Below are 24,568 nucleotides of genomic sequence, written 5' to 3' on the forward strand. Positions count from 1 at the left end.
GCGGCCCGGGTGTTTCAGCCGCCGAACTCCTCCAGGCCCTTCAGCGCCTGGTCCAGCAGGGCCTGACGGCCCTCCAGCTCGCGGGACAGCTTGTCCGCGCGCGCGTTGTTACCCGACGCGCGGGCCGTGTCGATCTGCCCGCGCAGCTTGTCCACGGCGGCCTGGAGCTGGCCGGTCAGACCCGCCGCGCGGGCCCGCGCCTCCGGGTTGGTCCGGCGCCACTCGGTCTCCTCGGCCTCCTGGATCGCCCGCTCCACCGCCTGCATCCGGCCCTCGACCTTCGGCCGGGCGTCACGCGGCACATGGCCGACGGCCTCCCAGCGCTCGTTGAGGGAACGGAACGCGGCCCGGGCCGCCTTCAGGTCCGTCACCGGCACCAGCTTCTCGGCCTCGGCGGCGAGCTCCTCCTTCAGCTTGAGGTTCTCGCCCTGCTCGGCGTCCCGCTCCGCGAAGACACCGCTGCGGGCCGCGAAGAACACGTCCTGGGCGCCGCGGAAACGGTTCCACAGATCGTCCTCGGCCTCCCGCTGGGCACGCCCCGCGGCCTTCCACTCCGTCATCAGGTCGCGGTAACGCGCCGCCGTCGCACCCCAGTCGGTCGACCCCGACAGCGACTCGGCCTCGGCGACCAGCTTCTCCTTGGCCTTGCGGGCCTCCTCGCGCTGGGCGTCCAGCGACGCGAAGTGCGCCTTGCGGCGCTTGGAGAAGGCGGAACGCGCGTGTGAGAAGCGGTGCCACAGCTCGTCGTCCGACTTGCGGTCCAGACGCGGCAGCCCCTTCCACGTGTCCACCAGCGCCCGCAGACGCTCGCCCGCGGAACGCCACTGCTCGCTCTGCGCCAGCTCCTCGGCCTCGGCGACCAGCTTCTCCTTGGCCTCGCGGGCCTCGTCGGCCTGCTTCGCCTTCTGGGCCCTGCGCTCCTCGCGCCGCGAGTCGACCGACGCGACGAGCGCGTCCAGCCGCTTGCCGAGCGCCGCGAGGTCGCCGACGGCATGGTGCTCGTCGATCTGCCCGCGCAGATGATCGATGGCCGTCGCCGCGTCCTTCGCCGACAGGTCGGTGGTCTTCACCCGCCGTTCGAGGAGGCCGATCTCGACCACCAAGCCCTCGTACTTGCGCTCGAAATAGGCCAGAGCCTCCTCGGGAGAACCGGCCTGCCACGATCCGACGACCTTCTCGCCGTCGGCTGTACGCACGTACACGGTGCCCGTCTCGTCGACACGGCCCCACGGGTCGCTGCTCACAGCGCCTCCTCCACCTGATGCCCGCGAGAGGGTTCGCCCCCCTGGCATCGTCCACAGTTTCCTGGGGCGGGCAGCGCCCGCCCTGCACCACGCCAATCTAGGCGACGCCCCGCCCGCCTGTCCGCACTCAGCGCGGCTGAAATTATCCGGTACCCGCCGGACGGTCCGCCGGCCCCGCCCGGCGGACCGCCGCGGGGCGGGCGGGAGTCCGGGTCAGGACTTCTCGACGGTGGCCTTCTCGACCGTGACCGCCTCCTTCGGCGCGCCGTCGGGAGCACCGCCCTCGGCACCCGCCTTCGCGATCTTCTCCACGACCTTCAGGCCGGCGGCGTCCATGGTGCCGAACGGCGTGTAGCTGGGCGGGAGCTTGGTGTCCTTGTAGACCAGGAAGAACTGGCTGCCGCCGGTGCCCGGCTGGCCGGTGTTCGCCATCGCGACCACACCCGCCGGATAGGTCACCGAACCGTCGTCACCGGCCTTGCCCAGAGCGGTCAGGTTCTCGTCCGGGATCGTGTAGCCCGGCCCGCCCATGCCCGTGCCCTCCGGGTCGCCGCACTGGAGGACGTAGATGCCCTCCGTGGTCAGGCGGTGGCACTTCGTGTCGTCGAAGTAGCCCTTGTCCGCGAGGTGCTTGAAGGAGTTCGTGGTGTGCGGGGTCTTCGCCGCGTCCATCGCGATCGCGATGTCGCCCTGGCTGGTCTTCATCGACATCGTGTACGCGGCCTTCTTGTCGATGGCCATCTCCGGTTCCGGCACACTGCTCTCGGACGGGGCCGGGGACGGGCTCGCGCTCGCCGCCGCGTCCGCGGTGTCCTTCTTCGTGTCCTCGCCGTCGACCGTGAGGTACGCGCCCACCCCGATGATCGCGACCACGGCCACCGAGGAGGCGATGATCGCGGTCAGCCGCCGGGACTTCCGGCGCGCTTCCTCCCTGCGCTGCTGCTGCCGCTCGAACTTCTCCCGGGCGAGCTGCCGCCGCCGCTGATCGTTGCTGACCACCGGTTGGTCTCCTTGTACGTCGTGTGATCGGGCCTGAGTTGCCCCGTACGGTATATGGGTTAGCTGTGGAATGAGGAGCGCCGGTAGGCTCTGATCTGCCGCATCCCCTTTCCGCGGCCCTCCCTCGTCGGACGAACACTAAGGACGAACGTGCTGATTGCCGGGTTCCCCGCCGGGGCCTGGGGGACCAACTGTTACCTGGTCGCCCCCGCCGCGGGCGAGGAGTGCGTGATCGTCGACCCCGGCCACCAGGCCGCCCGCGGAGTCGAGGAAGCGATCCGGAAGCATCGGCTCAAGCCCGTCGCCGTCGTCCTCACCCACGGCCACATCGACCACGTCGCCTCGGTCGTCCCCGTCTGCGGCGCCCACGACGTCCCCGCCTGGATCCACCCCGAGGACCGCTACATGATGAGCGACCCGGAGAAGGCGCTGGGCCGGTCCATCGGGATGCCGCTCATGGGCGAGCTGACCGTCGGCGAACCCGACGACGTCCACGAGCTGGCCGACGGAGCCGTGCTGGAGCTGGCCGGCATGGAGTTCGGCGTCGCGCACGCGCCCGGCCATACCAAGGGGTCGGTGACGTTCAGGACGCCCGGGGCCGCGGACGTCCCGCAGATCCTCTTCTCGGGCGACCTGCTCTTCGCCGGCTCCGTCGGACGCACCGACCTGCCCGGCGGCGACCACGCCGAGCTGCTCGAGTCGCTGGCCCGCGTGTGCCTGCCGCTCGACGACTCGACCGTGGTGCTGTCCGGCCACGGCCCCCAGACGACCATCGGCCGCGAGCGCGCCTCCAACCCGTATCTGCACGGACTGGCCGCGCCCCGCCGAGGAATGTGACGAGAGAAAAAACCGTGAGCACCTTCCAGGCCCCCAAGGGCACGTACGACCTGACCCCGCCGGACTCCGCGAAGTTCCTGGCGGTGCGCGAGGCCATCTCCGCGCCCCTGCGCACCTCCGGCTACGGCTACATCGAGACCCCCGGCTTCGAGGACGTGAACCTCTTCGCCCGCGGTGTCGGGGAGTCCACCGACATCGTGACCAAGGAGATGTACACCCTCACCACCAAGGGCGGCTCCGAACTCGCGCTGCGCCCCGAGGGCACCGCCTCCGTGCTGCGTGCCGCGCTGGAGGCCAACCTCCACAAGGCCGGCAACCTCCCGGTCAAGCTCTGGTACTCCGGCTCGTACTACCGCTACGAGCGCCCGCAGAAGGGCCGTTACCGCCACTTCTCGCAGGTCGGCGCCGAGGCCATCGGTGCCGAGGACCCGGTGCTGGACGCCGAGCTGATCATCCTGGCCGACCAGGCCTACCGTTCGCTCGGCCTCGCGCAGTTCCGCATCCTGCTGAACTCGCTGGGCGACAAGGAGTGCCGCCCGGTCTACCGCGAGGCGCTCCAGGGCTTCCTGCGCGACCTCGACCTCGACGAGGACACCCGCCGCCGCATCGAGATCAACCCGCTGCGGGTGCTCGACGACAAGCGGCCCGAGGTCCAGAAGCAGCTCACCGGCGCCCCGATGCTGCGCGACTACCTCTGCGACGCCTGCAAGGCGTACCACGAGGAGGTCCGCTCGCTGCTCACGGCGGCCGGTGTGGCCTACGAGGACGACGAGAAGCTGGTCCGGGGCCTCGACTACTACACCCGCACCACCTTCGAGTTCGTCCACGACGGGCTCGGCTCGCAGTCCGCGGTCGGCGGCGGCGGACGCTACGACGGGCTGTCCGAGATGATCGGCGGTCCCGCGCTGCCCTCCGTCGGCTGGGCGCTCGGCGTGGACCGCACGGTGCTCGCCCTGGAGGCGGAGGGCATCGAGCTCGACATCCCCGCCCCCACCAGTGTCTACGCGGTACCGCTCGGCGAGGAGGCCCGACGGGTGCTCTTCGGTCTGGTCACCGAGTTGCGCAAGGCCGGTGTCGCCACCGACTTCGCCTTCGGGGGACGGGGCCTCAAGGGCGCGATGAAGAGTGCCAACCGCTCCGGAGCCCGTTACACCGTGGTCGCCGGCGAGCGGGACCTCGCCGAAGGCGCCGTCCAGCTCAAGGACATGGAGACGGGGGAGCAGCGGCCGGTCCCCGTAGGCGACCTCGTCGCCGTGCTCCGGGCCGCGCTGGCCTGACACCGCCCGCCCCGCCCGCTGTGCCCGCCCGGTCCCGACCGGGCGGGCACAGCGCGTACGGGCCCCTGCCCGCACCCCACCGTCAACTCCGGGCCTGCTCATTCATCCTGGCGGGCGGATCCGTAGGGAACGCCCCCGGTTCCCCCGGGGTCCTGGCCGTGTCCGGGACCGGACCGCCGGCGCGGCGGCGGCGGCCCCGACGGCGCCGGTCACCCGCGGGGAGCCGCCCCCCCGCGGGACCACTCGGCGGCCGCCCGGCCCCGGGACCTTCGGGGCACACCTTTACCCCGATCGGACAGATGTCCGGAGCTCTCGTGCGGCACAATGACCGTGCCCGGCTGGTTACTCAGTGATGGAACGGCGATATGACGATGGCAGCGGTAGACCACCCCTCCTCCGACCAGGATCAGGGCCCGGAAGACGGCGGGGCGAGGACCTACGGCGGCAGCCGTGCGCTCGCACTGCTGCTGGTGATCACGGGAGCGGCGGGACTGCTCGCCGCCTGGGTGATCACCATCGACAAGTTCAAGCTGCTGGAGGACCCGTCCTTCACACCGGGCTGCAGCCTGAACCCGGTGGTCGCGTGCGGCAACATCATGAAGAGCGAGCAGGCGTCCGCCTTCGGCTTCCCCAACCCGATGCTCGGCCTCGCCACCTACTCGGTGGTCATCGGCATCGGTATGGCCCTGCTGGCCGGGGCGCGCTTCCGCCGCTGGTACTGGCTCGGCCTCAACGCCGGCACCCTGTTCGGTGTCGGCTTCGTCACCTGGCTCCAGTACCAGTCGCTGTACAACATCAACTCGCTCTGCCTCTGGTGCTGCCTGGCCTGGGTCGCCACGATCGTGATGTTCTGCTACGTCACGACGCACAACGTCAAGCACGGCATCCTGCCCGCGCCCTCCTGGCTGCGCGGCGCCCTGACCGAGTTCCACTGGGTGTGGCCGGTCCTGTGGATCGGGATCATCGGCATGCTGATCCTGACCCGCTGGTGGGACTTCTGGACCAGCTGAGCGGCCACCGGGTGCAAGGGGGCCGCGGCCGTCCGCGGCCCCGGCCTCCCGGGGGCCTGTCGGCGGGGTGGCATAGGCTTCACACGTGGAGCCCGACCTCTTTACCGCAGCAGCCGAAGAACGCCAGGAGAAGGACCCGTCCAGCAGCCCCCTCGCTGTCCGGATGCGCCCGCGCACGCTCGACGAGGTCGTCGGGCAGCAGCACCTGCTGAAGCCCGGCTCCCCGCTGCGCCGGCTGGTCGGGGAGGCGGGCAGGGGCCCCGCCGGTCCTTCCTCGGTGTTCCTCTGGGGGCCGCCCGGCACCGGCAAGACGACACTCGCCTACGTGGTCAGCAAGGCCACCGACAAGCGCTTCGTCGAACTCTCCGCGATCACCGCGGGCGTCAAGGAGGTCCGCGCGGTCATCGAGGGCGCGCGCCGTGCCGCCGGCGGCTTCGGCAAGGAGACCGTCCTCTTCCTCGACGAGATCCACCGCTTCTCCAAGGCCCAGCAGGACTCCCTGCTGCCCGCCGTGGAGAACCGCTGGGTGACGCTGATCGCGGCCACCACCGAGAACCCGCACTTCTCGGTCAACTCCCCCCTGCTGTCGCGCTCCCTGCTCCTGACCCTGGAGCCGCTCACCGACGAGGACCTGCGGGCCCTGCTGCGCCGGGCCCTGGCCGATGAGCGCGGCCTGGGCGGCGCGGTCACCCTGCCCGGGGACGCCGAGGCGCACCTGCTGAGGATCGCCGGGGGCGACGCCCGGCGGGTGCTGACCGCGCTGGAGGCGGCGGCGGGGGCGGCGCTGGCCAAGCGCGAGCCGGAGATCACGCTGGAGACGCTGGAGGAGACCGTCGACCGCGCCGCCGTGGCGTACGACCGGGACGGCGACCAGCACTACGACGTGGCGAGCGCGCTGATCAAGTCGATCCGGGGCTCCGACGTCGACGCCGCCCTGCACTACCTCGCCCGGATGATCGAGGCGGGGGAGGACCCGCGGTTCATCGCCCGGCGCCTGATGATCTCCGCCAGCGAGGACATCGGGCTCGCCGACCCGACGGCGCTGCCCACGGCGGTCGCGGCGGCGCAGGCGGTGGCCATGATCGGTTTCCCGGAGGCGGCACTCACCCTCAGCCACGCCACGATCGCGCTGGCCCTGGCACCCAAGTCGAACGCGGCCACGCTGGCGATCTTCGCCGCGCGGGAGGACGTACGCCGCGGGCTGGCGGGCCCGGTCCCGGCCCATCTGCGGGACGGCCACTACAAGGGCGCCGAGAAACTGGGCCACGCCCAGGGGTATGTGTACCCGCACGACGTACCCGGCGGCATCGCCGCCCAGGAGTACGCTCCCGAGGCCGTCCGGGACCGGCGTTACTACGAGCCCACGCGGTACGGCGCCGAGGCACGGTACGCGGACGTCGCCGACCGGGTCCGGGAGCGGCTCGGCCGGACCGGGAGGGACGGCTCCGCACCCGCGTGATCCGGGCCGTTCAGCAGGCGGCGGCCTCGAAGAGCGTGTACAGCGCGCGCTGGAGCCCGGCGGCGTCCCGCACCGGCCCGGGGAAGTCGAAACGGGCGTCGAAGCAGGTCCCCGCCTCCTCGACGAAGCGGACCCGGAGCCCGAAGCGGTCCAGTGCGAGCGGCACGGCGCGGGGGAGCGGCCCCCGCCCGGCGCTCCGCTCGCCGAGCAGCGCGGACAGGCTCGCCATCTGCTCGGCGTGGGCCGTGTGCAGATGCTGGAGCAGTTCCGCCTCATGGGCGGCGAGCGGGTCCGCCCCGGCGTCCCGGAGGTCCTCCGGCTCCACCTCCCGCGCGCCCCACAGGTCGTCGACCGAGGCCCCGGAGACCTCCAGCCGGAGCATCGTACGGCCGGGTGCCGCCAGGCCCGGCAGGGCGGTGAGCCATCCCGCGATCCGGGCCCGTCCGCGGATCCGGTGGGGCACGGAGACCGGGGCGACGTCGGTGAGTTCCAGCACAGCGGGAAGTTCGCCGTCCCCGGCGCGGGCGGCGGCCCGGACGACCGGGGAACCGGTGGCGAAACAGAGGAGGAGGTCCCCCTCCGGCCCGACGGCCCGGCTCTCGGGCATGAGCTGCCCCGGGTGGGCCGCGTCCGGCCCCGGTACGAGCAGTACCGCGGAGCAGGTACTCTGTACGAGAGTTCGTGTGCGCTCGGCTGCTGACGGCAGCCGGGTGATTTCTGGCCCGCTGGGACGCGGCTGACCACGATCAGATCGGCCTTCCGTCGTTACGGCACCCGTGTGCGTGCCGTCGCTGTCTGTGCTGTCCGTGACGTGAGTGGTGTTCCCAGAGCAAGACATGCGATCTCCTTGAGTAAGGTAAGCCTAACCTAACCTACAACGGAGGTCTGGAGAACGTGCCTAACCAGTCGCGTCCCAAGGTCAAGAAGTCGCGTGCCCTCGGCATCGCCCTGACGCCGAAGGCTGTCAAGTACTTCGAAGCCCGTCCGTACCCGCCGGGCGAGCACGGCCGTGGCCGCAAGCAGAACTCGGACTACAAGGTCCGTCTGCTGGAGAAGCAGCGCCTGCGCGCCCAGTACGACATCAGCGAGCGCCAGATGGCGCGCGCCTACGACCGCGCCCGTAAGGCCGAGGGCAAGACGGGCGAGGCGCTGGTCGTCGAGCTCGAGCGCCGCCTCGACGCCCTGGTCCTGCGGTCCGGCATCGCCAAGACCATCTACCAGGCCCGCCAGATGGTCGTCCACGGCCACATCGAGGTCAACGGCGGCAAGGTCGACAAGCCGTCCTTCCGCGTGCGCCCCGACGACGTCGTGCAGGTCCGCGAGCGCAGCCGCTCCAAGGTCCCCTTCCAGGTGGCCCGTGAGGGTGGCAACGACACCGAGGGCGAGACGCCGCGCTACCTCCAGGTGAACCTGAAGGCCCTGGCCTTCCGCCTGGACCGCGACCCGAACCGCAAGGAAATCCCGGTCATCTGCGACGAGCAGCTCGTCGTCGAGTACTACGCCCGCTGATCCAGGCGTAGACACCCGAGAGCCCGGGCCCGCCGTCACCCCCTCACCGGGTGGCGGCGGGCCTTCGCGTATCCCGGGGCCCGCACCGGCCGGGAGCACGGACGCGCCCCCGCCCCGCCGGTAATGCGGTACGGGGCGCAACCCCCGGCGCGATAGGCTCAAGGAACGACGATCGGCCGTGGTGGCAGCACGCTCCGGCCGGAGCGACGCAGGCAGGACGAGGCCCCGCCCGGGGCGAACGACGAGCAGAGAGCGGTGCGCTGTGTCCGGTGGAGAGGTGGCCGGGATCCTGGTGGCCGTCTTCTGGGCGATCCTGGTGTCCTTCCTCGCCGTGGTGCTGGTGAGGCTGGCCCAGACGCTCAAGGCGACCACCGCGCTGGTGGCGGACGTGACCGAGCAGGCCGTACCCCTGCTCGCCGACGCCTCCGCGACGCTGCGTTCCGCACAGACCCAGCTCGACAAGGTGGACGCGATCGCGAGCGACGTCCAGGAGGTCACCTCCAACGCCTCCGCGCTCTCCACCACCGTCGCCTCGACGTTCGGCGGACCGCTGGTGAAGGTCGCGGCCTTCGGCTACGGCGTACGCCAGGCGCTCGGCCGCCGGACCGCCCCCGAGCAGGAGGGCCGCACCCCCCGCCGCACCGTCGTCGTCGGCCGCACCCTGCCGTCCGCCCGCAGGAAGCGGGACGGCCGCACCACCCGCGGACAGAAGGACTGAACCAGCGATGTTCCGCCGTACCTTCTGGTTCACCGCCGGCGCAGCCGCCGGCGTCTGGGCCACCACCAAGGTCAACCGCAAGATCAAGCAGCTGACCCCCGAGAGCCTCGCGGCGCAGGCCGCCGACAAGGCGCTGGAGACGGGGCACCGGCTGAAGGACTTCGCCCTCGACGTACGCGACGGCATGGTCCGGCGGGAGGCCGAACTGGGCGGAGCGCTGGGTCTGCACGACCCGGTGGACGCCGGACTCCCGCCGCGCCACCACCTGGCCGTCGAGGCGGCCGCGCCGCTCGGTGAAGCGGGCGGCCCCCACCGCACCACCACGTACCGCACCCTTCCCTCCAACTCGAACAACCGGAATGAGGACCACTGATGGAGTCGGCTGAAATTCGTCGCCGCTGGCTGAGCTTCTTCGAGGAGCGCGGTCACACCGTCGTGCCTTCGGCGTCGCTCATCGCGGACGACCCGACTCTGCTGCTGGTCCCGGCGGGCATGGTCCCCTTCAAGCCGTACTTCCTCGGCGAGGTCAAGCCGCCCGCCCCGCGCGTCACCAGCGTGCAGAAGTGCGTGCGTACGCCGGACATCGAAGAGGTCGGCAAGACCACCCGGCACGGCACCTTCTTCCAGATGTGCGGCAACTTCTCCTTCGGGGACTACTTCAAGGAAGGCGCCATCAAGCTCGCCTGGGAGGCCCTCACCAACTCCGTGGCGGAGGGCGGCTTCGGCCTCGACCCCGAGCGCCTCTGGATCACGGTCTACCTGGACGACGACGAGGCCGAGCAGATCTGGCGCGAGAAGATCGGCGTCCCGGCCGAGCGCATCCAGCGCCTGGGCAAGAAGGACAACTTCTGGTCCATGGGCGTCCCCGGCCCCTGCGGCCCCTGCTCGGAGATCAACTACGACCGCGGCCCGGAGTTCGGCGAGGAGGGCGGCCCCGCCGTCAACGACGAGCGTTACGTGGAGATCTGGAACCTGGTCTTCATGCAGTACGAGCGCGGCGCCGGCGAGGGCAAGGAGGACTTCCCGATCCTCGGCGACCTCCCCTCGAAGAACATCGACACGGGTCTCGGCCTCGAACGCCTCGCCATGATCCTGCAGGGCGTACAGAACATGTACGAGACCGACACCCTGCGCGTCGTCATGGACAAGGCCACCGAGCTCACCGGCGTCCGCTACGGCGCCGAGCACGGCTCGGACGTCTCGCTGCGCGTGGTCGCCGACCACATCCGCACCTCCGTCATGCTCATCGGCGACGGCGTCACCCCCGGCAACGAGGGCCGCGGCTACGTGCTGCGCCGCATCATGCGCCGTGCCATCCGCAACATGCGGCTGCTGGGCGCCACCGGCCAGGTCGTCAAGGACCTCGTCGGCGTGGTGATCGACACGATGGGGCAGCAGTACCCGGAGCTGGTCACCGACCGCAAGCGCGTCGAGACCGTCGCCCTCGCCGAGGAGGCCGCCTTCCTCAAGGCCCTCAAGGGCGGCACCAACATCCTCGACACCGCCGTCACCGAGACCAAGGCCGCCGGCGGCAAGGTGCTCGCCGGCGACAAGGCGTTCCTGCTCCACGACACCTGGGGCTTCCCGATCGACCTCACCCTGGAGATGGCCGCCGAACAGGGCCTCTCGGTGGACGAGGAGGGCTTCCGCCGCCTGATGAAGGAGCAGCGGGAGCGGGCCAAGGCCGACGCCAGGGCCAAGAAGACCGGCCACGCCGACCTGTCCGCCTACCGTGAGGTCGCCGACAACTCCGGCGTCACCGAGTTCACCGGCTACACCGCCACCCAGGGCGAGTCGACCGTCGTCGGCCTGCTCGTCGACGGTGTGCCCTCGCCGGCCGCCACCGAGGGCGACGAGGTCGAAGTCGTCCTGGACCGCACCCCGTTCTACGCCGAGGGCGGCGGCCAGCTCGCCGACCAGGGGCGTATCCGCCTCGACAGCGGAGCCGTCATCGAGGTCCGCGACGTCCAGCAGCCCGTCCCGGGCGTCTCGGTGCACAAGGGTTCGGTGCAGGTCGGCGAGGTGACCGTCGGGGCCTCCGCCTACGCCGCCATCGACATCACCCGCCGCCGGGCCATCGCCCGCGCCCACAGCGCCACCCACCTCACGCACCAGGCACTGCGCGACGCGCTCGGCCCGACCGCCGCCCAGGCCGGCTCGGAGAACTCCCCCGGCCGCTTCCGCTTCGACTTCGGCTCGCCCGCCGCCGTACCCGGCACGGTCCTCACCGACGTCGAGCAGAAGATCAACGAGGTCCTCTCCCGGGAACTCGACGTCCAGGCCGAGGTCATGTCGATCGACGACGCCAAGAAGCAGGGCGCCATCGCCGAGTTCGGCGAGAAGTACGGCGAGCGGGTCCGGGTCGTCACCATCGGCGACTTCTCCAAGGAGCTGTGCGGCGGCACGCACGTCCACAACACCTCCCAGCTCGGCCTGGTGAAACTGCTCGGCGAGTCCTCCATCGGCTCCGGCGTCCGCCGCATCGAGGCCCTGGTGGGTGTCGACGCGTACAACTTCCTCGCCAAGGAGCACACGGTCGTCGCCCAGCTCCAGGAACTGCTCAAGGGCCGCTCCGAGGAGCTCCCCGAGAAGATCTCCGGCATGCTCGGCAAGCTGAAGGACGCCGAGAAGGAGATCGAGAAGTTCCGCGCGGAGAAGGTCCTGGCCGCCGCCGCCGGACTGGTCGAGTCCGCCAGGGACGTCCGGGGCGTCGCCCTGGTCACCGGGCAGGTCCCGGACGGCACCACCGCCGACGACCTGCGCAAGCTGGTCCTCGACGTACGCGGACGCATCCAGGGCGGCCGGCCGGCCGTCGTGGCCCTGTTCGCCGTGGCGGACGGCCGTCCGCTGACCGTCATCGCCACCAACGAGGCCGCCCGCGAACGCGGTCTCAAGGCCGGTGACCTGGTGCGTACCGCCGCCAAGACCCTCGGCGGCGGAGGCGGCGGCAAGCCGGACGTCGCCCAGGGCGGCGGCCAGAACCCGGACGCCGTCGGCGACGCCGTGGCCGCCGTCGAACGCCTCGTCACCGAGACGGCATGACCCAGGAGACGCCGCGGATGCGCCGTGGCCGCCGCCTGGCGATCGACGTCGGCGACGCCCGGATCGGGGTCGCCTCGTGCGACCCCGACGGGATCCTCGCGACGCCGGTGGAGACCGTGCCGGGACGCGACGTCCCGGCCGCCCACCGGCGGCTCGCCGCCGTCGTCGCGGAGTACGAGCCGATCGAGGTCGTCGTCGGGCTGCCCCGTTCCCTGGGCGGCGGTGAGGGCCCGGCGGCGGCCAAGGTGCGTGCCTTCGCCCAGGTGCTGGCCAGGGGCATCGCACCCGTCCCGGTGCGCCTCCTGGACGAGAGGATGACCACAGTGACGGCCGCTCAGGGGCTGCGCGCTTCGGGCGTGAAGTCCAAGAAGGGCCGTTCTGTCATCGACCAGGCTGCCGCTGTGGTGATCCTCCAGAACGCTCTGGAGTCCGAACGGGCGTCAGGCACTGCGCCGGGCGAAGGCGTCGAAGTGGCTGTCTGATCGCGATACGGTAACGTTCCGCGCGATGCGCCGGTGTTCGAACAGACACCGCACAGCAAGCGAAGAGGCGGATCCTCGTCTCGCGGCTCTAGGGGACCGATGACTGAGTATGGCCGGGGCTCCGGCTCCGAACCGTGGCGTCCCGAGGACCCGTTGTACGGGGACCAGGGATGGGAAGGCCCTCAGGCCGCCCACGGCCGGGGCCAGGACCCGTACCAAGCGCAGCAGCCCTACCCGCAGGACCCCTACGCCCAGCAGGGCTACCCGCAGGAGCCGTACGCCCAGCAGCACCAGCAGGATGCGTACGGGCAGCAGGACCCCTACGCGCAGCAGCACCAGCAGGACCCGTACGCCGCCGCACACGATCCGTACGCCCAGCACCCGCAGCAGCCGCAGTACGGCGACGGCGGCTGGGACACGGGCGGGCAGCCCGGCGCCCCCTACGCCCCGCAGCCCGCCTACGACCCGCAGTCCCCCTACGACCCGCAGCCCGTCTACGGCCACGGCCAGGGCGCCTACGGAGAACAGGCCGACCACTACGGCACGCCCGATGCCTACCCCCCGCCCGAGCCTCCCAACCACCGGAACCAGGCCCAGGAGCCGGCGCCCCGGCAGCAGCACCAGGACTGGGACCCGGAGGTGCCGCAGGAGGAGACGCACCCCTTCTTCACGGGCGAGGACGCCCCGGGCGAGGACCGCGACACCCGCTCCCGGACCCGCGGGGACGACCGTGACGACCGTGACGCCCCCGGTGACGAGGACGACCACGACGACGGGCCCCGCGACTCCCGGCGGGGCCGGGGCAAAGGCGGCAAAGGCAAGAAGAAGAACCGCAACGGCTGCGCCTGCCTGGTCGTCTCCCTGGTCCTCGTCGGCGGCCTCGGCGGGGTGGCGTACCTCGGTTACTCCTACTACCAGAGCAAGTTCGGTGAGGCCCCCGACTACGCGGGGGACGGCACCGGGTCGGTCGAGGTCGTGATCCCCGACGGTGCGCTGGGCAACGAGATCGCCAACATCCTGAAGACGGCCGGAGTCGTGAAATCGGTCGGAGCCTTCACCTCGGCGCAGGGCAAGAACCCCAAGGGGCAGTTCATCCAGGCCGGGGCATACCTCCTGAAGAAGGAGATGTCCGCCAAGAGCGCCCTCGAGATGATGCTGGACCCGAAGAGCCAGAACGGCCTGATGGTCGCCCCCGGCTGGCGGAACGCCAAGATCTACGGCGAGATCGACAAGAAGCTGGGCCTCGCGGAGGGAGCGACCGAGGAGGCCGCCAAGGCCAACATGGACAGTCTCGGGCTGCCCGACTGGGCGGAAGAGGATCCGGTCATAAAGGATCCGCTGGAAGGCTTCCTCTATCCGGCCACGTATGCCGTCTCCAAGGGGACGAAGCCCGAGGACGTACTGAAGAAGATGGTCCAGCGGGCCACCGCGGAGTACAAGAAGTTCGACCTCGAAGCGGCGGCCGAGGAGCACGGCCTCGACAGCCCCTGGCAGGTGATCACGGTCGCCAGCCTGGTCCAGGCCGAAGGGCTCACGCATGACGACTTCCGCAAGATGGCGGAGGTCGTCTACAACCGGCTGGAGCCCGACAACACGGTCACCAACCGGAAACTCGAATTCGACTCCGCCTTCAATTACCTGATGAAGCAGAGCGAAATCAAGATCACCACCAAAGAGATCCGCAGTAACGACGACCCGTACAACACCTATTACCACACGGGCCTGACCCCGGGGCCGATCAGCAATCCCGGGGCGGACGCCCTGAAGGCCACGCTCAATCCGACGAGCGACGGCTGGATGTTCTTCATCTCGCTCGACGGGAAGAAGACCGATTTCACGAAGACGGCCGCTGAGCACGAGAAGCTCAACCAGAAGTTCAAGGAAATCCATGGCCTCGACTGAGAGGCGCCGCGCCGCCGTCCTCGGCTCGCCGATCGCCCATTCCCTCTCCCCGGCCCTGCACCGGGCGGCCTACGCCGAACTCGGCCTGGACACCTGGTCGTACGACCGCTTCGAGGTGGACGAGGCGGCGCTCCCCGGCTTCGTCGAGGGCCTGGACCCCTCCTGGGCCGGGCTGTCCCTCACCATGCCGCTCAAGCGGGCGGTGATCCCGCTGCTGGACGAGATCACCGAGGCCGCCGCCTCGGTCGAGGCGGTCAACACCGTGGTGTTCGCCGAGGACGGGCGCCGTCTCGGCGACAACACCGACATCCTCGGCATGGTCGCCGCACTCTACGAACGCGGGGTCGACAAGACCGAGTCCGCCGCGATCCTCGGCGCCGGCGCCACGGCCTCCTCCGCGCTGGCGGCCCTCACCCGGATCTGCGCCGGCCCGGTCACCGCCTACGTCCGCAGCGCGGCGCGGGCGGACGAGATGCGCGGCTGGGGCGAGCGCCTGGGCGCCGACGTCCGGATCGCCGACTGGTCCGACGCGGCACAGGCCCTGGACGCCCCCCTGGTGATCGCGACCACCCCCGCGGGGGCGGCCGACTTCCTGGCGGACGCCGTACCCGACGCCCCCGGCACCCTCTTCGACGTGCTGTACGAGCCCTGGCCGACGGCGCTCGCCGCCCGCTGGGCGGCAGCGGGCGGACCGGTGGTGGGCGGCCTGGACCTCCTGGTGCACCAGGCCGTGCTCCAGGTGGAGCAGATGACCGGCCGGGAGGCCCCCCTCGCCGCCATGCGCGCCGCGGGTGAGGCCGCACTCGCCGCCCGGTAGGGCGCGGCACCGTCCGTCTGCTGGACCGGCGGCAGGGCGGCGCTCCTGATCGTGGGAGGATCGGAGGCGGCGGGCCAGGGCCGCGCACCCGGTCGCGCCGTCGCAGTGACAGGCGCGAGCATGAGGAGCACCGTTGAGCAGGTTGCGCTGGCTGACCGCCGGAGAGTCCCACGGCCCCGCACTGGTGGCGACGCTGGAGGGCCTTCCCGCCGGTGTCCCCGTCACCACGGAGATGGTGGCCGACGCGCTCGCCCGGCGGCGGCTCGGTTACGGGCGCGGCGCCCGGATGAAGTTCGAGAAGGACGAGGTCACCTTCCTCGGCGGTGTCCGGCACGGTCTCACCATGGGCTCGCCCGTCGCCGTCATGGTGGGCAACACCGAGTGGCCGAAGTGGGAGCAGGTCATGTCGGCCGACCCGGTCGAGGCCGGCGTGCTGGCCGAGCAGGCCCGCAACGCCCCGCTGACCCGCCCCCGCCCCGGGCACGCGGACCTCGCGGGCATGCAGAAGTACGGCTTCGACGAGGCCCGCCCGGTCCTGGAACGCGCCAGCGCCCGGGAGACCGCGGCGAGGGTCGCGCTCGGCGCCGTCGCCCGCTCCTACCTCAAGGAGACCGCCGGTATCGAGATCGTCTCCCACGTCGTCGAACTGGCCGCGGCCAAGGCGCCCTACGGTGTCCACCCCGAGCCCTGTGACGTGGAGCGGCTCGACGCCGACCCGGTCCGCTGCCTGGACGCCGACGCGTCGAAGGCGATGGTCGCGGAGATCGACCAGGCCCACAAGGACGGCGACACCCTCGGCGGTGTGGTCGAGGTCCTCGCCTACGGCGTCCCGGTCGGCCTCGGCTCGCACGTGCACTGGGACCGCAGGCTGGACGCCCGGCTCGCCGCCGCGCTGATGGGGATCCAGGCCATCAAGGGCGTCGAGGTCGGCGACGGCTTCGACCTGGCCCGGGTGCCCGGTTCGAAGGCCCACGACGAGATCGTGGCCACCGAGAACGGCATCAAGCGCACCTCCGGCCGTGCCGGAGGGACGGAAGGCGGGCTCTCCACCGGCGAACTGCTGCGGGTCCGCGCCGCGATGAAGCCCATCGCCACCGTGCCCCGCGCGCTCGCGACCGTCGACGTCGTCACCGGCGAGGCGGCCAAGGCCCACCACCAGCGCTCCGACGTCTGCGCCGTCCCGGCCGCCGGGATCGTCGCCGAGGCCATGGTCGCCCTGGTGCTCGCCGACGCCGTCGCGGAGAAGTTCGGCGGCGACAGCGTCGCCGAGACCCACCGCAACGTGCAGTCCTACCTCGCGCACCTGCAGATCCGGTGAGCGGCCCGCTGATCGTCCTGGTCGGCCCCATGGGGGCCGGCAAGTCCACGGTGGGCGAGCTGCTGGCCGAGCGGCTGGGAGCCGTCTACCGGGACACCGACGCGGACGTCGTCGCCACGGCGGGCAAGGAGATCGCGGAGATCTTCTTCGACGAGGGCGAGGAGCACTTCCGGGCCCTGGAACGGCAGGCCGTCGAGGCGGCCGTCGCCGGGCACACCGGGGTCCTCGCGCTCGGCGGGGGAGCGGTCCTCGACGAAGGCACCCGCGCCCTGCTCGCCGGCCGGCCGGTCGTCTACCTCTCCATGGACGTGGACGAGGCCGTCCGCCGGGTCGGCCTGAACGCCGCCCGTCCGCTCCTCGCCGTCAACCCGCGACGGCAGTGGCGCGAACTGATGGACGCCCGGCGCCACCTCTACGAAGAGGTCGCCCGGGCGACCGTCGCCACCGATGAACGCACCCCCGAAGAGGTCGCCCAGGCGGTCCTCGACGCACTGGAACTGCCGGAGGCCACGGGCGGGCCCGTGACGTCCGGCCGGGAGAACACAGCCATGACCCAGCAGGCCACCACGCGCATCGAGATCGCCGGCACGGCGGGCACCGACCCGTACGAGGTGCTCGTCGGCCGGCAGCTCCTCGGCGAGCTGCCCGGTCTCATCGGCGACCGCGCCAAGCGGGTCGCCGTCCTGCACCCCGAGGCGCTCGCCGAGACCGGTGAGGCGGTCCGCGCGGACCTCGCCGCCCAGGGCTACGAGGCCATCGCGGTCCAGCTGCCCAACGCGGAGGAGGCCAAGACCGCCGAGGTCGCCGCCTACTGCTGGAAGGCGCTCGGCCAGACCGGCTTCACCCGCACCGACGTCATCGTCGGCGTCGGCGGCGGCGCCACCACCGACGTCGCCGGCTTCGTCGCCGCCACCTGGCTGCGCGGGGTGCGCTGGATCGCCGTACCGACGACCGTGCTCGGCATGGTCGACGCGGCGGTCGGCGGGAAGACCGGCATCAACACCGCCGAGGGCAAGAACCTCGTGGGCGCCTTCCACCCGCCGGCCGGGGTGCTCTGCGACCTCGCCGCACTGGACTCGCTGCCCGTCCACGACTACGTCTCGGGCCTCGCCGAGATCATCAAGGCCGGTTTCATCGCCGACCCGGTGATCCTCGGCCTCATCGAGGAGGACCCCGGAGCCGCCCGTACGCCCGCGGGCCCGCACACCGCGGAACTGATCGAGCGCTCCATCCGGGTCAAGGCCGAAGTCGTCTCCAGCGACCTCAAGGAGTCCGGCCTGCGGGAGATCCTCAACTACGGGCACACGCTGGGCCACGCCATCGAGAAGAACGAGCGCTACAAGTGGCGCCACGGCGCCGCCGTCTCGGTCGGCATGGTCTTCGCCGCCGAACTGGGCCGCCTCGCCGGGCGCCTCGACGACGCCACCGCCGACCGGCACCGCGCAGTCCTGGAGTCCGTCGGCCTGCCGCTCACCTACCGCGGCGACCAGTGGCCCAGGCTCCTGGAGAACATGAAGGTCGACAAGAAGTCCCGCGGCGACCTGCTGCGCTTCATCGTGCTGGACGGCCTCGGCAAGCCCGCCGTGCTGGAGGGCCCCGACCCGGCGGTGCTGCTCGCTGCCTACGGGGAGGTCTCCGCGTGAGCACCCGCAGGGTCCTCGTGCTCAACGGCCCGAACCTCGGACGTCTCGGCTCCCGCGAGCCCGACGTGTACGGGGCCACGTCCTACGCCGGTCTGGTGGACACCTGCCAGGCCCTCGGCAGGGAACTCGGCTTCGAGGTCGAGGTCCGCGAGACCAACGACGAGGGCGAACTGATCCGCTGGCTCCACGAGGCCGCCGACGGAACGATTCCGGTCGTTCTCAACCCGGGCGCCTTCACGCACTACTCGTACGGGATGAGGGACGCGGCGGCCCAGCGCACCGCCCCCCTGATCGAGGTGCACATCTCCAACCCGTACGCGCGCGAGGAGTTCCGCCACACCTCCGTGGTCGCCCCGGTGGCCACCGGCACGGTGGCAGGGTTCGGCATCGGCTCCTACCGGCTCGCACTGCGGGCCCTGGCCGACGAACTGACGGGCTGACAGGGACCGGCCATCCGGGCACTTCACGCCGTCCCCGGCCGTTCACCCCATGACGGCCGGGGACGGTACCGTTGCCGTCGACCAGCGCCAGTTGCAGTGACGAGACGGAGTGGCACCGGATGCAGCACGCAGGGGGAGCCCCGCTGCCGCCGCCCCACGGCCCCGGAGACGGACCGTGGACGCGCCAGGCCGCCCAGCACCCGGGCCATCCCGGTCCCATGCCGGGCACGCCGCCGATACCGCCCCGGGGACCGGGGCACCCGCCCGGCCCCGGACAGCCCGGACCCGCGCAGGGCCCGGCCGCGCGGGGGAGCGCACAGGGGTGGGCCGGTCCCGCGCCGCAGCACGCCCCCGGCCCCCCGTCCCGGGAGACCACCGGACACGTCCAGCTGCCGCCCGGCGGACCCGTCCCGCTGCCCGCGCCGCCCGCCGACCCCGGCACCGGCACGGCCACCCTCGCGGTGCTCCTGATCGGCCCGGCCGGCGCCGGCAAGACCACCGTCGCCAAGCTGTGGGCGGGCCGCCGCCGTGTCCCCACCGCGCACGTCTCCCTGGACGACGTCCGCGAGTGGGTCTGCTCCGGCTTCGCCGACCCGCAGGCCGGGTGGAACGACCACTCCGAGGCGCAGTACCGCCTGGCCCGCCGCACCTGCGGCTTCGCCGCCCGGAACTTCCTCGCCAACGGCATCTCCTGCATCCTGGACGACGCCGTCTTCCCCGACCGGCCCGTCGTCGGCCTCGGCGGCTGGAAACGCCACGTCGGCCCCGGCCTGCTGCCCGTCGTCCTGCTCCCCGGCCTGGAGGTCGTCCTGGAGCGCAACGCCGCCCGCAGCGGCAACCGCAGGCTCTCCGACGAGGAGGTCGCCCGTATCCACGGCCGGATGGCCGGCTGGTACGGCTCGGGCCTCCCGATCATCGACAACTCGGCGTACGACGTCGAGACGACGGCGCGGGCCCTGGACGACGTCCTGGCCCGCTCCATAGCCAGCCCCCCGGCCTGGTAGGGGCCCCGGCGTGGCGGCGGACCGGGCCGCCCGGTCGGATGCGCTGACCGGGCGGGGCGCCGTTCCCGCTCGTACGCTCGAATACATGTCAGAGGTGTACGCCGTCCGACGCGGGCTGCTGCGCGACCGGTACGCCGCCGCCGGATCCGCGGCCGCCCTGGTCTCCCGCCCCGCCAACGTCCGCTATCTAGCGGGCGGGGCTCCGCCCGGCGCCGTGCTGCTGCTCGGCCCCGGGGAGGACGTCCTGCTCACTCCCCGCGCCCCCACCGGCGATCCCGCCCACGGGCGCCCCGACGAACAGCTGCGGCTGACCGTGCTGCCCGAGCCGGAGGGCGACCCGGTGGTCGCCGCCGCCGGCCTCGCGGGCGGTCTGGACACCGACTCCCTGGCCGTCGAGGAACACGACCTGACGGTCTCCAGGCACCGCGCCATGGCCTCCGTGGCGCCCCGGCTGCGCCTGACGGACCTGGGCAGCACGGTGGAGCAGCTCCGCCTGGTCAAGGACGAGGAGGAGATCGCCTGTCTGCGGATCGCCGCCGAGATCACCGACCAGGCGCTCGGTGAACTCCTGGAGTCCATCCTGGTGGGCCGTACCGAACGCCACCTCGCCCTGGAACTGGAGCGGCGGCTGGTCGACCACGGAGCCGACGGCCCCGCCTTCGCCACCTCGGTCGGGACGGGCCCGCACTCCGGCCAGGGCCGCCACCGGCCCACCGACCGCAGGGTCGAGGAAGGCGATTTCCTCTCCGTCTGCCTCGGCGCGACCTACCGCGGCTACCGGTGCGAGATCGGCCGTACCTTCGTCATCGGCACCGCCCCGGCGGACTGGCAGATCGAGCTCTACGACCTCGTCTTCGCCGCTCAGCGGGCCGGCCGTGAGGCTCTCGTCCCCGGCGCCGCCTACCGCGACGTGGACCACGCGGCCCGCCATCTCCTGGACTCCGCGGGCCACGCCGGCCGCCTCCCGGCCCGCACCGGGCACGGGGTCGGGCTCGAAATCGACGAGGACCCGCAGTTGGCACCGGCGGCCATGGGTAAACTGGACGCTTGCGTGCCGGTCACCGTCGAACCGGGGGTCCACATCCCGGGCCGGGGCGGTGTCCGGATCGATGACACGCTCGTCGTACGCCCCGAGGCGGACGGCGGCCCCGAGCTACTCACCATTACGACCAAGGAGCTGCTCGCGCTCTAGGAGATTGTCCTCGCGGAAGTCTTCTCGCACGCGGTCCTTGGCCGTCCACCAGCTTCAGTCCAGGAGATTCCGCAACCGTGGCTTCCACGAACGACCTCAAGAACGGCCTGGTGCTCAAGCTCGACGGAGGCCAGCTCTGGTCCGTCGTCGAGTTCCAGCACGTCAAGCCCGGCAAGGGCCCGGCCTTCGTGCGCACCAAGCTCAAGAACGTGCTGTCCGGCAAGGTCGTCGACAAGACGTTCAACGCCGGCGTGAAGGTCGAGACCGCCACCATCGACCGCCGTGACATGCAGTTCTCGTACATGGACGGCGACTACTTCGTCTTCATGGACATGGACACCTACGACCAGCTCATGGTCGACCGCAAGGCCGTCGGCGACGCCGCCAACTTCCTGATCGAGGGCTTCACCGCCTCCGTCGCCCAGCACGAGGGCGAGGTGCTCTACGTCGAGCTGCCCGCCGCGGTCGAGCTGACCGTCAAGCACACGGACCCGGGTGTCCAGGGCGACCGTTCCACCGGTGGCACCAAGCCCGCCACCCTGGAGACCGACTACGAGATCGGTGTCCCGCTCTTCATCACCACCGGCGAGAAGATCAAGGTCGACACCCGCACGGGCGACTACCTCGGCCGGGTGAACAGCTAACCGTGGCTGCCCGTAACAAGGCCCGCAAACGCGCCTTCCAGATCCTCTTCGAGGCCGATCAGCGCGGGGCGTCCGTGCGAGACGTCCTCGCGGACTGGGTGCGGCTCTCGCGGACCGACGAGCGTCAGCCGCCGGTCGGCGAGTTCACGATGGAACTCGTCGAGGGGTACGCGCAGTACGCGGACCGGATCGACGATCTCATCGTCACCTACGCCGTGGACTGGGAGCTGGACCGTATGCCGGTCGTCGACCGGAACATCCTGCGGCTCGGTGCCTACGAGCTGATCTGGATGGACTCCACCCCGGACGCCGTGGTGATCGACGAGGCCGTCCAGCTCGCCAAGGAGTTCTCCACCGACGACTCCCCGTCCTTCGTGAACGGCCTGCTGGCCCGCTTCAAGGACCTCAAGGCGAACCTGCGCCGCGAGCAGTAGCCCGCGGGGCGTACGCCGGCCGAAGGGCCCACGGCCGTCACCGGCCGTGGGCCCTTCGGCGTACCGGGCCTCGCGCGGCCCCTCCCGGCCGCACGAGGGCCCCGGGAGCGGCGAACGCCGGGCAGGCGGGGCGGTGCGCCCCGGGCCTGCCCGGCGTCCTGGTACTGCGTGGGGCCCGCTCAGCCCTCGTCGTGGGCGACGGCGCGGCGCGCGTCGGCGTCCAGCACACCCCAGCTGATCAGCTGCTCGGTGAGCACGGACGGCGACTGGTCGTAGATCACGGCCAGGGTGCGCAGGTCGTCCTGGCGGATCGACAGGACCTTGCCGTTGTAGTCGCCGCGCTGGCTCTGGATCGTCGCCGCGTAACGCTGGAGGGGGCCTGCCTTCTCCGGCGGGACGTGGGCGAGGCGCTCCAGGTCGAGGACGAGCTTCGGCGGCGGCTCGGCGGCACCGCCCGGCGTCGTGCCGGGCAGGAGCTCCTGCACCGGGACGCCGTAGAAGTCCGCCAGCTCGGCGAGTCGCTGCACGGTCACGGCGCGGTCGCCGCGCTCGTACGAACCGACCACGACGGCCTTCCAGCGGCCCTGCGACTTCTCCTCCACGCCGTGGAGGGAGAGGCCCTGCTGGGTGCGGATGGCGCGGAGTTTGGCCCCGAGCTGCTTTGCGTATTCGCTGGACATAAGGCTCCCCGGACGCTGGAACATTCTGCGGTTGGACCGCGAGACTGGTAACTCACTGTGAGGTTACGCAGCGTTACCTGGTCGCGTCAAGCCGAGAAGGTCCGGACCGCGGCCCCGGGGGGCCCTGCCCGGGGCCCGCGCGGGCCCTGGTAACGTGGACGACGCAATTTCGACGTCCTTTAACCACCGTCCCGTGAGGCGGAGAAGGAGGTCCGTTTCTTATGGACGCACAGCACGACCACCCCGGCAACGCCGCCAGGCCCGTTCTGGAGGCACCCGACATCGCCCGGGTGCTCACCCGCATCGCCCACGAGATCGTCGAACGCGCCAAGGGCGCCGACGACGTGGTGCTGCTCGGCATCCCGACGCGAGGGGTCTTCCTCGCCCGCCGTGTCGCGGCGAAGCTGGAGGAGATCACCGGCCGCGCCGTGCCGGTCGGATCGCTCGACATCACGATGTACCGCGACGACCTGCGCATGCGCCCCGCGCGCGCCCTCGCCCGCACCGACATCCCCGGCGACGGCGTCGAGGGCCGGCTGGTCGTCCTCGTCGACGACGTGCTCTTCTCCGGCCGCACGATCCGCGCCGCGCTCGACGCGCTGGGTGACATCGGCAGGCCCCGGGCCGTGCAGCTCGCCGTCCTCGTCGACCGCGGCCACCGCGAGCTCCCGATCCGCGCGGACTACGTCGGCAAGAACCTCCCCACCTCCCTCCGGGAGACGGTCAAGGTCCAGCTCGCCGAGGAGGACGGCCGCGACGCCGTGCTGCTCGGTGTGAAGCGGACCGCCCCGGCCGGCGAGCGATAGCTTCCCGCACGTTCGTACGCCTTTGTGGCGGTGCGACGGCTTCGCACGCGCCCGCATGCCTGATTCCTCCATATCTACGGAGACCCTCCCAGATGCTGTGCTCTCCCGGGGACACCTCCCGGACCCCCCGCCACCTCATCTCGGCCGCCGATCTCACCCGTGACGACGCCGTCCTGATCCTCGACACCGCGGAGGAGATGGCCCGGGTCGCGGACCGGCCGATCAAGAAGCTCCCCACCCTGCGCGGCCGTACCGTCGTCAACCTCTTCTTCGAGGACTCGACGCGTACCCGCATCTCCTTCGAGGCGGCCGCCAAGCGGCTCTCCGCGGACGTCATCAACTTCTCCGCGAAGGGCTCCTCCGTCTCCAAGGGCGAGTCGCTCAAGGACACCGCCCTGACCCTGGAGGCGATGGGCGCCGACGCCGTCGTCATCCGGCACGGCTCCTCCGGCGCCCCTTACCGCCTGGCCACCTCGGGCTGGATCGACGGAGCCGTCGTCAACGCCGGTGACGGGACGCACGAGCACCCCACCCAGGCCCTGCTGGACGCCTTCACCATCCGCCGCCGGCTGGTCGGGGCCGACGCCGGCCTCGGCAAGGACCTCGAAGGCCGCCGGGTCACGATCGTCGGCGACGTCCTGCACAGCCGGGTCGCCCGGTCCAACGTCCACCTGCTGACCACGCTCGGCGCCGAGGTCACGCTGGTCGCCCCGCCCACCCTCGTACCGGTCGGCGTGGAGGGGTGGCCCTGCGAGGTCAGCTACAGCCTGGACGAGGTGCTCCCGGCGTCGGACGCCGTCATGATGCTGCGGGTGCAGCGCGAACGGATGAACGCCGCGTACTTCCCGACCGAGCGCGAGTACTCCCGCCGCTACGGCCTCGACGGGCTGCGCATGGCGAAGATGCCCGAGCACGCCGTCGTGATGCACCCCGGGCCGATGAACCGCGGCATGGAGATCACCGCCGAGGTCGCCGACTCCGGCCGCTGCACCGCCGTCGAACAGGTCGCCAACGGCGTCTCCATCCGCATGGCCGTCCTCTACCTGCTGCTGGGCGGTTCCGAGACCGCCCTGCCGTCCGCCGCCGCCCGTACCGAGGAGAACAAGTAACC

At 71.7% G+C, this 24,568-nt stretch carries 24 protein-coding genes; 20 read left to right on the forward strand and 4 right to left on the reverse strand.

Annotated elements, in window-relative coordinates; genetic code table 11:
• Positions 1-14 precede the first annotated feature (14 nt).
• Positions 15-1,244, reverse strand: a complete 1,230-nt coding sequence (locus CP967_RS28830) for a DUF349 domain-containing protein (protein ID WP_150490772.1) — start codon at positions 1,242-1,244, stop codon at positions 15-17.
• 213 nt (positions 1,245-1,457) lie between these two features.
• Positions 1,458-2,243 (reverse strand): peptidylprolyl isomerase, encoded by a 786-nt coding sequence (locus CP967_RS28835; RefSeq protein ID WP_150490773.1) that lies wholly within the window; start codon positions 2,241-2,243, stop codon positions 1,458-1,460.
• A 150-nt stretch (positions 2,244-2,393) separates the two neighbouring features.
• Here CP967_RS28835 and CP967_RS28840 point away from each other — a divergent pair, with 150 nt between their 5' ends.
• From CP967_RS28840 to CP967_RS28855, 4 genes are all read left to right on the forward strand, one after another.
• Positions 2,394-3,080 carry an MBL fold metallo-hydrolase gene (locus CP967_RS28840; RefSeq protein WP_150490774.1) on the forward strand — a complete coding sequence of 229 codons (687 nt, stop codon included), beginning with the start codon at positions 2,394-2,396 and terminating at the stop codon, positions 3,078-3,080.
• Positions 3,081-3,094: 14 nt separating this feature from the next.
• Positions 3,095-4,357 carry a histidine--tRNA ligase gene (gene hisS / locus CP967_RS28845; RefSeq protein ID WP_150490775.1) on the forward strand — a complete coding sequence of 421 codons (1,263 nt, stop codon included), beginning with the start codon at positions 3,095-3,097 and terminating at the stop codon, positions 4,355-4,357.
• 365 nt (positions 4,358-4,722) lie between these two features.
• On the forward strand, positions 4,723-5,367 hold the full coding sequence (locus CP967_RS28850) for a vitamin K epoxide reductase family protein (protein WP_150490776.1): 645 nt from the start codon (positions 4,723-4,725) through the stop codon (positions 5,365-5,367).
• Positions 5,368-5,452: 85 nt separating this feature from the next.
• Complete coding sequence (locus CP967_RS28855) at positions 5,453-6,826, forward strand: replication-associated recombination protein A (protein ID WP_150490777.1); 1,374 nt, start codon at positions 5,453-5,455, stop codon at positions 6,824-6,826.
• A gap of 10 nt (positions 6,827-6,836) precedes the next feature.
• On the opposite strand, the gene CP967_RS28860 is transcribed toward CP967_RS28855, so the two are convergent.
• The gene (locus tag CP967_RS28860; RefSeq protein ID WP_150492099.1) at positions 6,837-7,532 is read right to left on the reverse strand and encodes a DUF2470 domain-containing protein; all 696 of its coding nucleotides are present in this window, start codon (positions 7,530-7,532) and stop codon (positions 6,837-6,839) included.
• A gap of 188 nt (positions 7,533-7,720) precedes the next feature.
• Between CP967_RS28860 and rpsD the strand changes: the two genes are divergently transcribed.
• The 14 genes from rpsD to nusB all read left to right on the forward strand — a co-directional run bounded on the left by rpsD (position 7,721) and on the right by nusB (position 21,971).
• Positions 7,721-8,335 carry a 30S ribosomal protein S4 gene (rpsD, locus tag CP967_RS28865; protein WP_150490778.1) on the forward strand — a complete coding sequence of 205 codons (615 nt, stop codon included), beginning with the start codon at positions 7,721-7,723 and terminating at the stop codon, positions 8,333-8,335.
• A gap of 277 nt (positions 8,336-8,612) precedes the next feature.
• Entirely contained in the window at positions 8,613-9,053 is a 441-nt protein-coding gene (locus CP967_RS28870; RefSeq protein ID WP_150492100.1) for a DUF948 domain-containing protein, read from the forward strand.
• A 7-nt stretch (positions 9,054-9,060) separates the two neighbouring features.
• A complete protein-coding gene (locus CP967_RS28875) occupies positions 9,061-9,426 on the forward strand; it encodes a hypothetical protein (protein ID WP_150490779.1) in 366 nt (121 codons plus the stop codon).
• Positions 9,426-12,095, forward strand: coding sequence for an alanine--tRNA ligase (alaS, locus tag CP967_RS28880; protein WP_150490780.1), 2,670 nt, complete (start codon positions 9,426-9,428; stop codon positions 12,093-12,095). Before CP967_RS28875 ends, alaS begins: the two co-directional genes overlap by 1 nt.
• Positions 12,096-12,112: 17 nt before the next feature.
• Positions 12,113-12,577: a Holliday junction resolvase RuvX gene (ruvX, locus tag CP967_RS28885; protein WP_190175109.1), complete on the forward strand. Its 465-nt coding sequence runs from the start codon at positions 12,113-12,115 to the stop codon at positions 12,575-12,577.
• Between the two features lie 99 nt (positions 12,578-12,676).
• Entirely contained in the window at positions 12,677-14,479 is a 1,803-nt protein-coding gene (gene mltG / locus CP967_RS28895) for an endolytic transglycosylase MltG (protein WP_150490783.1), read from the forward strand.
• The gene (locus CP967_RS28900) at positions 14,466-15,296 is read left to right on the forward strand and encodes a shikimate dehydrogenase (RefSeq protein WP_150490784.1); all 831 of its coding nucleotides are present in this window, start codon (positions 14,466-14,468) and stop codon (positions 15,294-15,296) included. Before mltG ends, CP967_RS28900 begins: the two co-directional genes overlap by 14 nt.
• 133 nt (positions 15,297-15,429) lie before the next feature.
• Positions 15,430-16,614, forward strand: a complete 1,185-nt coding sequence (aroC, locus tag CP967_RS28905) for a chorismate synthase (RefSeq protein ID WP_150490785.1) — start codon at positions 15,430-15,432, stop codon at positions 16,612-16,614.
• Positions 16,611-18,257: a 3-dehydroquinate synthase gene (aroB, locus tag CP967_RS28910; RefSeq protein ID WP_150490786.1), complete on the forward strand. Its 1,647-nt coding sequence runs from the start codon at positions 16,611-16,613 to the stop codon at positions 18,255-18,257. Before aroC ends, aroB begins: the two co-directional genes overlap by 4 nt.
• Entirely contained in the window at positions 18,254-18,697 is a 444-nt protein-coding gene (gene aroQ / locus CP967_RS28915) for a type II 3-dehydroquinate dehydratase (RefSeq protein WP_150490787.1), read from the forward strand. The genes aroB and aroQ overlap by 4 nt, the downstream gene beginning before the upstream one ends.
• A 119-nt stretch (positions 18,698-18,816) precedes the next feature.
• Positions 18,817-19,701 carry a Pro-rich N-terminal domain-containing protein gene (locus CP967_RS28920; RefSeq protein WP_150490788.1) on the forward strand — a complete coding sequence of 295 codons (885 nt, stop codon included), beginning with the start codon at positions 18,817-18,819 and terminating at the stop codon, positions 19,699-19,701.
• A gap of 85 nt (positions 19,702-19,786) precedes the next feature.
• Entirely contained in the window at positions 19,787-20,893 is a 1,107-nt protein-coding gene (locus CP967_RS28925) for a M24 family metallopeptidase (RefSeq protein WP_150490789.1), read from the forward strand.
• A 77-nt stretch (positions 20,894-20,970) separates the two neighbouring features.
• Positions 20,971-21,537, forward strand: a complete 567-nt coding sequence (gene efp, locus CP967_RS28930; RefSeq protein WP_150490790.1) for an elongation factor P — start codon at positions 20,971-20,973, stop codon at positions 21,535-21,537.
• Between the two features lie 2 nt (positions 21,538-21,539).
• Positions 21,540-21,971 carry a transcription antitermination factor NusB gene (gene nusB / locus CP967_RS28935; protein WP_150490791.1) on the forward strand — a complete coding sequence of 144 codons (432 nt, stop codon included), beginning with the start codon at positions 21,540-21,542 and terminating at the stop codon, positions 21,969-21,971.
• A 179-nt stretch (positions 21,972-22,150) separates the two neighbouring features.
• Here nusB and bldD read toward each other — a convergent pair whose 3' ends face one another.
• Positions 22,151-22,651 carry a transcriptional regulator BldD gene (gene bldD, locus CP967_RS28940; protein ID WP_014157378.1) on the reverse strand — a complete coding sequence of 167 codons (501 nt, stop codon included), beginning with the start codon at positions 22,649-22,651 and terminating at the stop codon, positions 22,151-22,153.
• Positions 22,652-22,872: 221 nt separating this feature from the next.
• Between bldD and pyrR the strand changes: the two genes are divergently transcribed.
• Positions 22,873-23,457, forward strand: a complete 585-nt coding sequence (pyrR, locus tag CP967_RS28945) for a bifunctional pyr operon transcriptional regulator/uracil phosphoribosyltransferase PyrR (protein ID WP_150490792.1) — start codon at positions 22,873-22,875, stop codon at positions 23,455-23,457.
• A gap of 92 nt (positions 23,458-23,549) precedes the next feature.
• Complete coding sequence (locus tag CP967_RS28950; RefSeq protein ID WP_150490793.1) at positions 23,550-24,566, forward strand: aspartate carbamoyltransferase catalytic subunit; 1,017 nt, start codon at positions 23,550-23,552, stop codon at positions 24,564-24,566.
• Positions 24,567-24,568 lie beyond the last annotated feature (2 nt).

It is taken from the genome of Streptomyces nitrosporeus (assembly GCF_008704555.1).
GTDB classification, from domain to species: Bacteria; Actinomycetota; Actinomycetes; order Streptomycetales; family Streptomycetaceae; genus Streptomyces; species Streptomyces nitrosporeus.

What these genes read in the sequence shown, in the direction of transcription:
- CP967_RS28850 (WP_150490776.1), top strand. Translation starts at nt 4,723, where the DNA reads ATGACGATGGCAGCGGTAGACCACCCCTCCTCCGACCAGGATCAGGGC.
- CP967_RS28875 (WP_150490779.1), top strand. Translation starts at nt 9,061, where the DNA reads ATGTTCCGCCGTACCTTCTGGTTCACCGCCGGCGCAGCCGCCGGCGTC.
- alaS (WP_150490780.1), top strand. Translation starts at nt 9,426, where the DNA reads ATGGAGTCGGCTGAAATTCGTCGCCGCTGGCTGAGCTTCTTCGAGGAG.
- ruvX (WP_190175109.1), top strand. Translation starts at nt 12,113, where the DNA reads ATGCGCCGTGGCCGCCGCCTGGCGATCGACGTCGGCGACGCCCGGATC.
- mltG (WP_150490783.1), top strand. Translation starts at nt 12,677, where the DNA reads ATGACTGAGTATGGCCGGGGCTCCGGCTCCGAACCGTGGCGTCCCGAG.
- CP967_RS28900 (WP_150490784.1), top strand. Translation starts at nt 14,466, where the DNA reads ATGGCCTCGACTGAGAGGCGCCGCGCCGCCGTCCTCGGCTCGCCGATC.
- CP967_RS28920 (WP_150490788.1), top strand. Translation starts at nt 18,817, where the DNA reads ATGCAGCACGCAGGGGGAGCCCCGCTGCCGCCGCCCCACGGCCCCGGA.
- CP967_RS28925 (WP_150490789.1), top strand. Translation starts at nt 19,787, where the DNA reads ATGTCAGAGGTGTACGCCGTCCGACGCGGGCTGCTGCGCGACCGGTAC.
- bldD (WP_014157378.1), bottom strand. Translation starts at nt 22,651, where the DNA reads ATGTCCAGCGAATACGCAAAGCAGCTCGGGGCCAAACTCCGCGCCATC.
- pyrR (WP_150490792.1), top strand. Translation starts at nt 22,873, where the DNA reads ATGGACGCACAGCACGACCACCCCGGCAACGCCGCCAGGCCCGTTCTG.
- CP967_RS28950 (WP_150490793.1), top strand. Translation starts at nt 23,550, where the DNA reads ATGCTGTGCTCTCCCGGGGACACCTCCCGGACCCCCCGCCACCTCATC.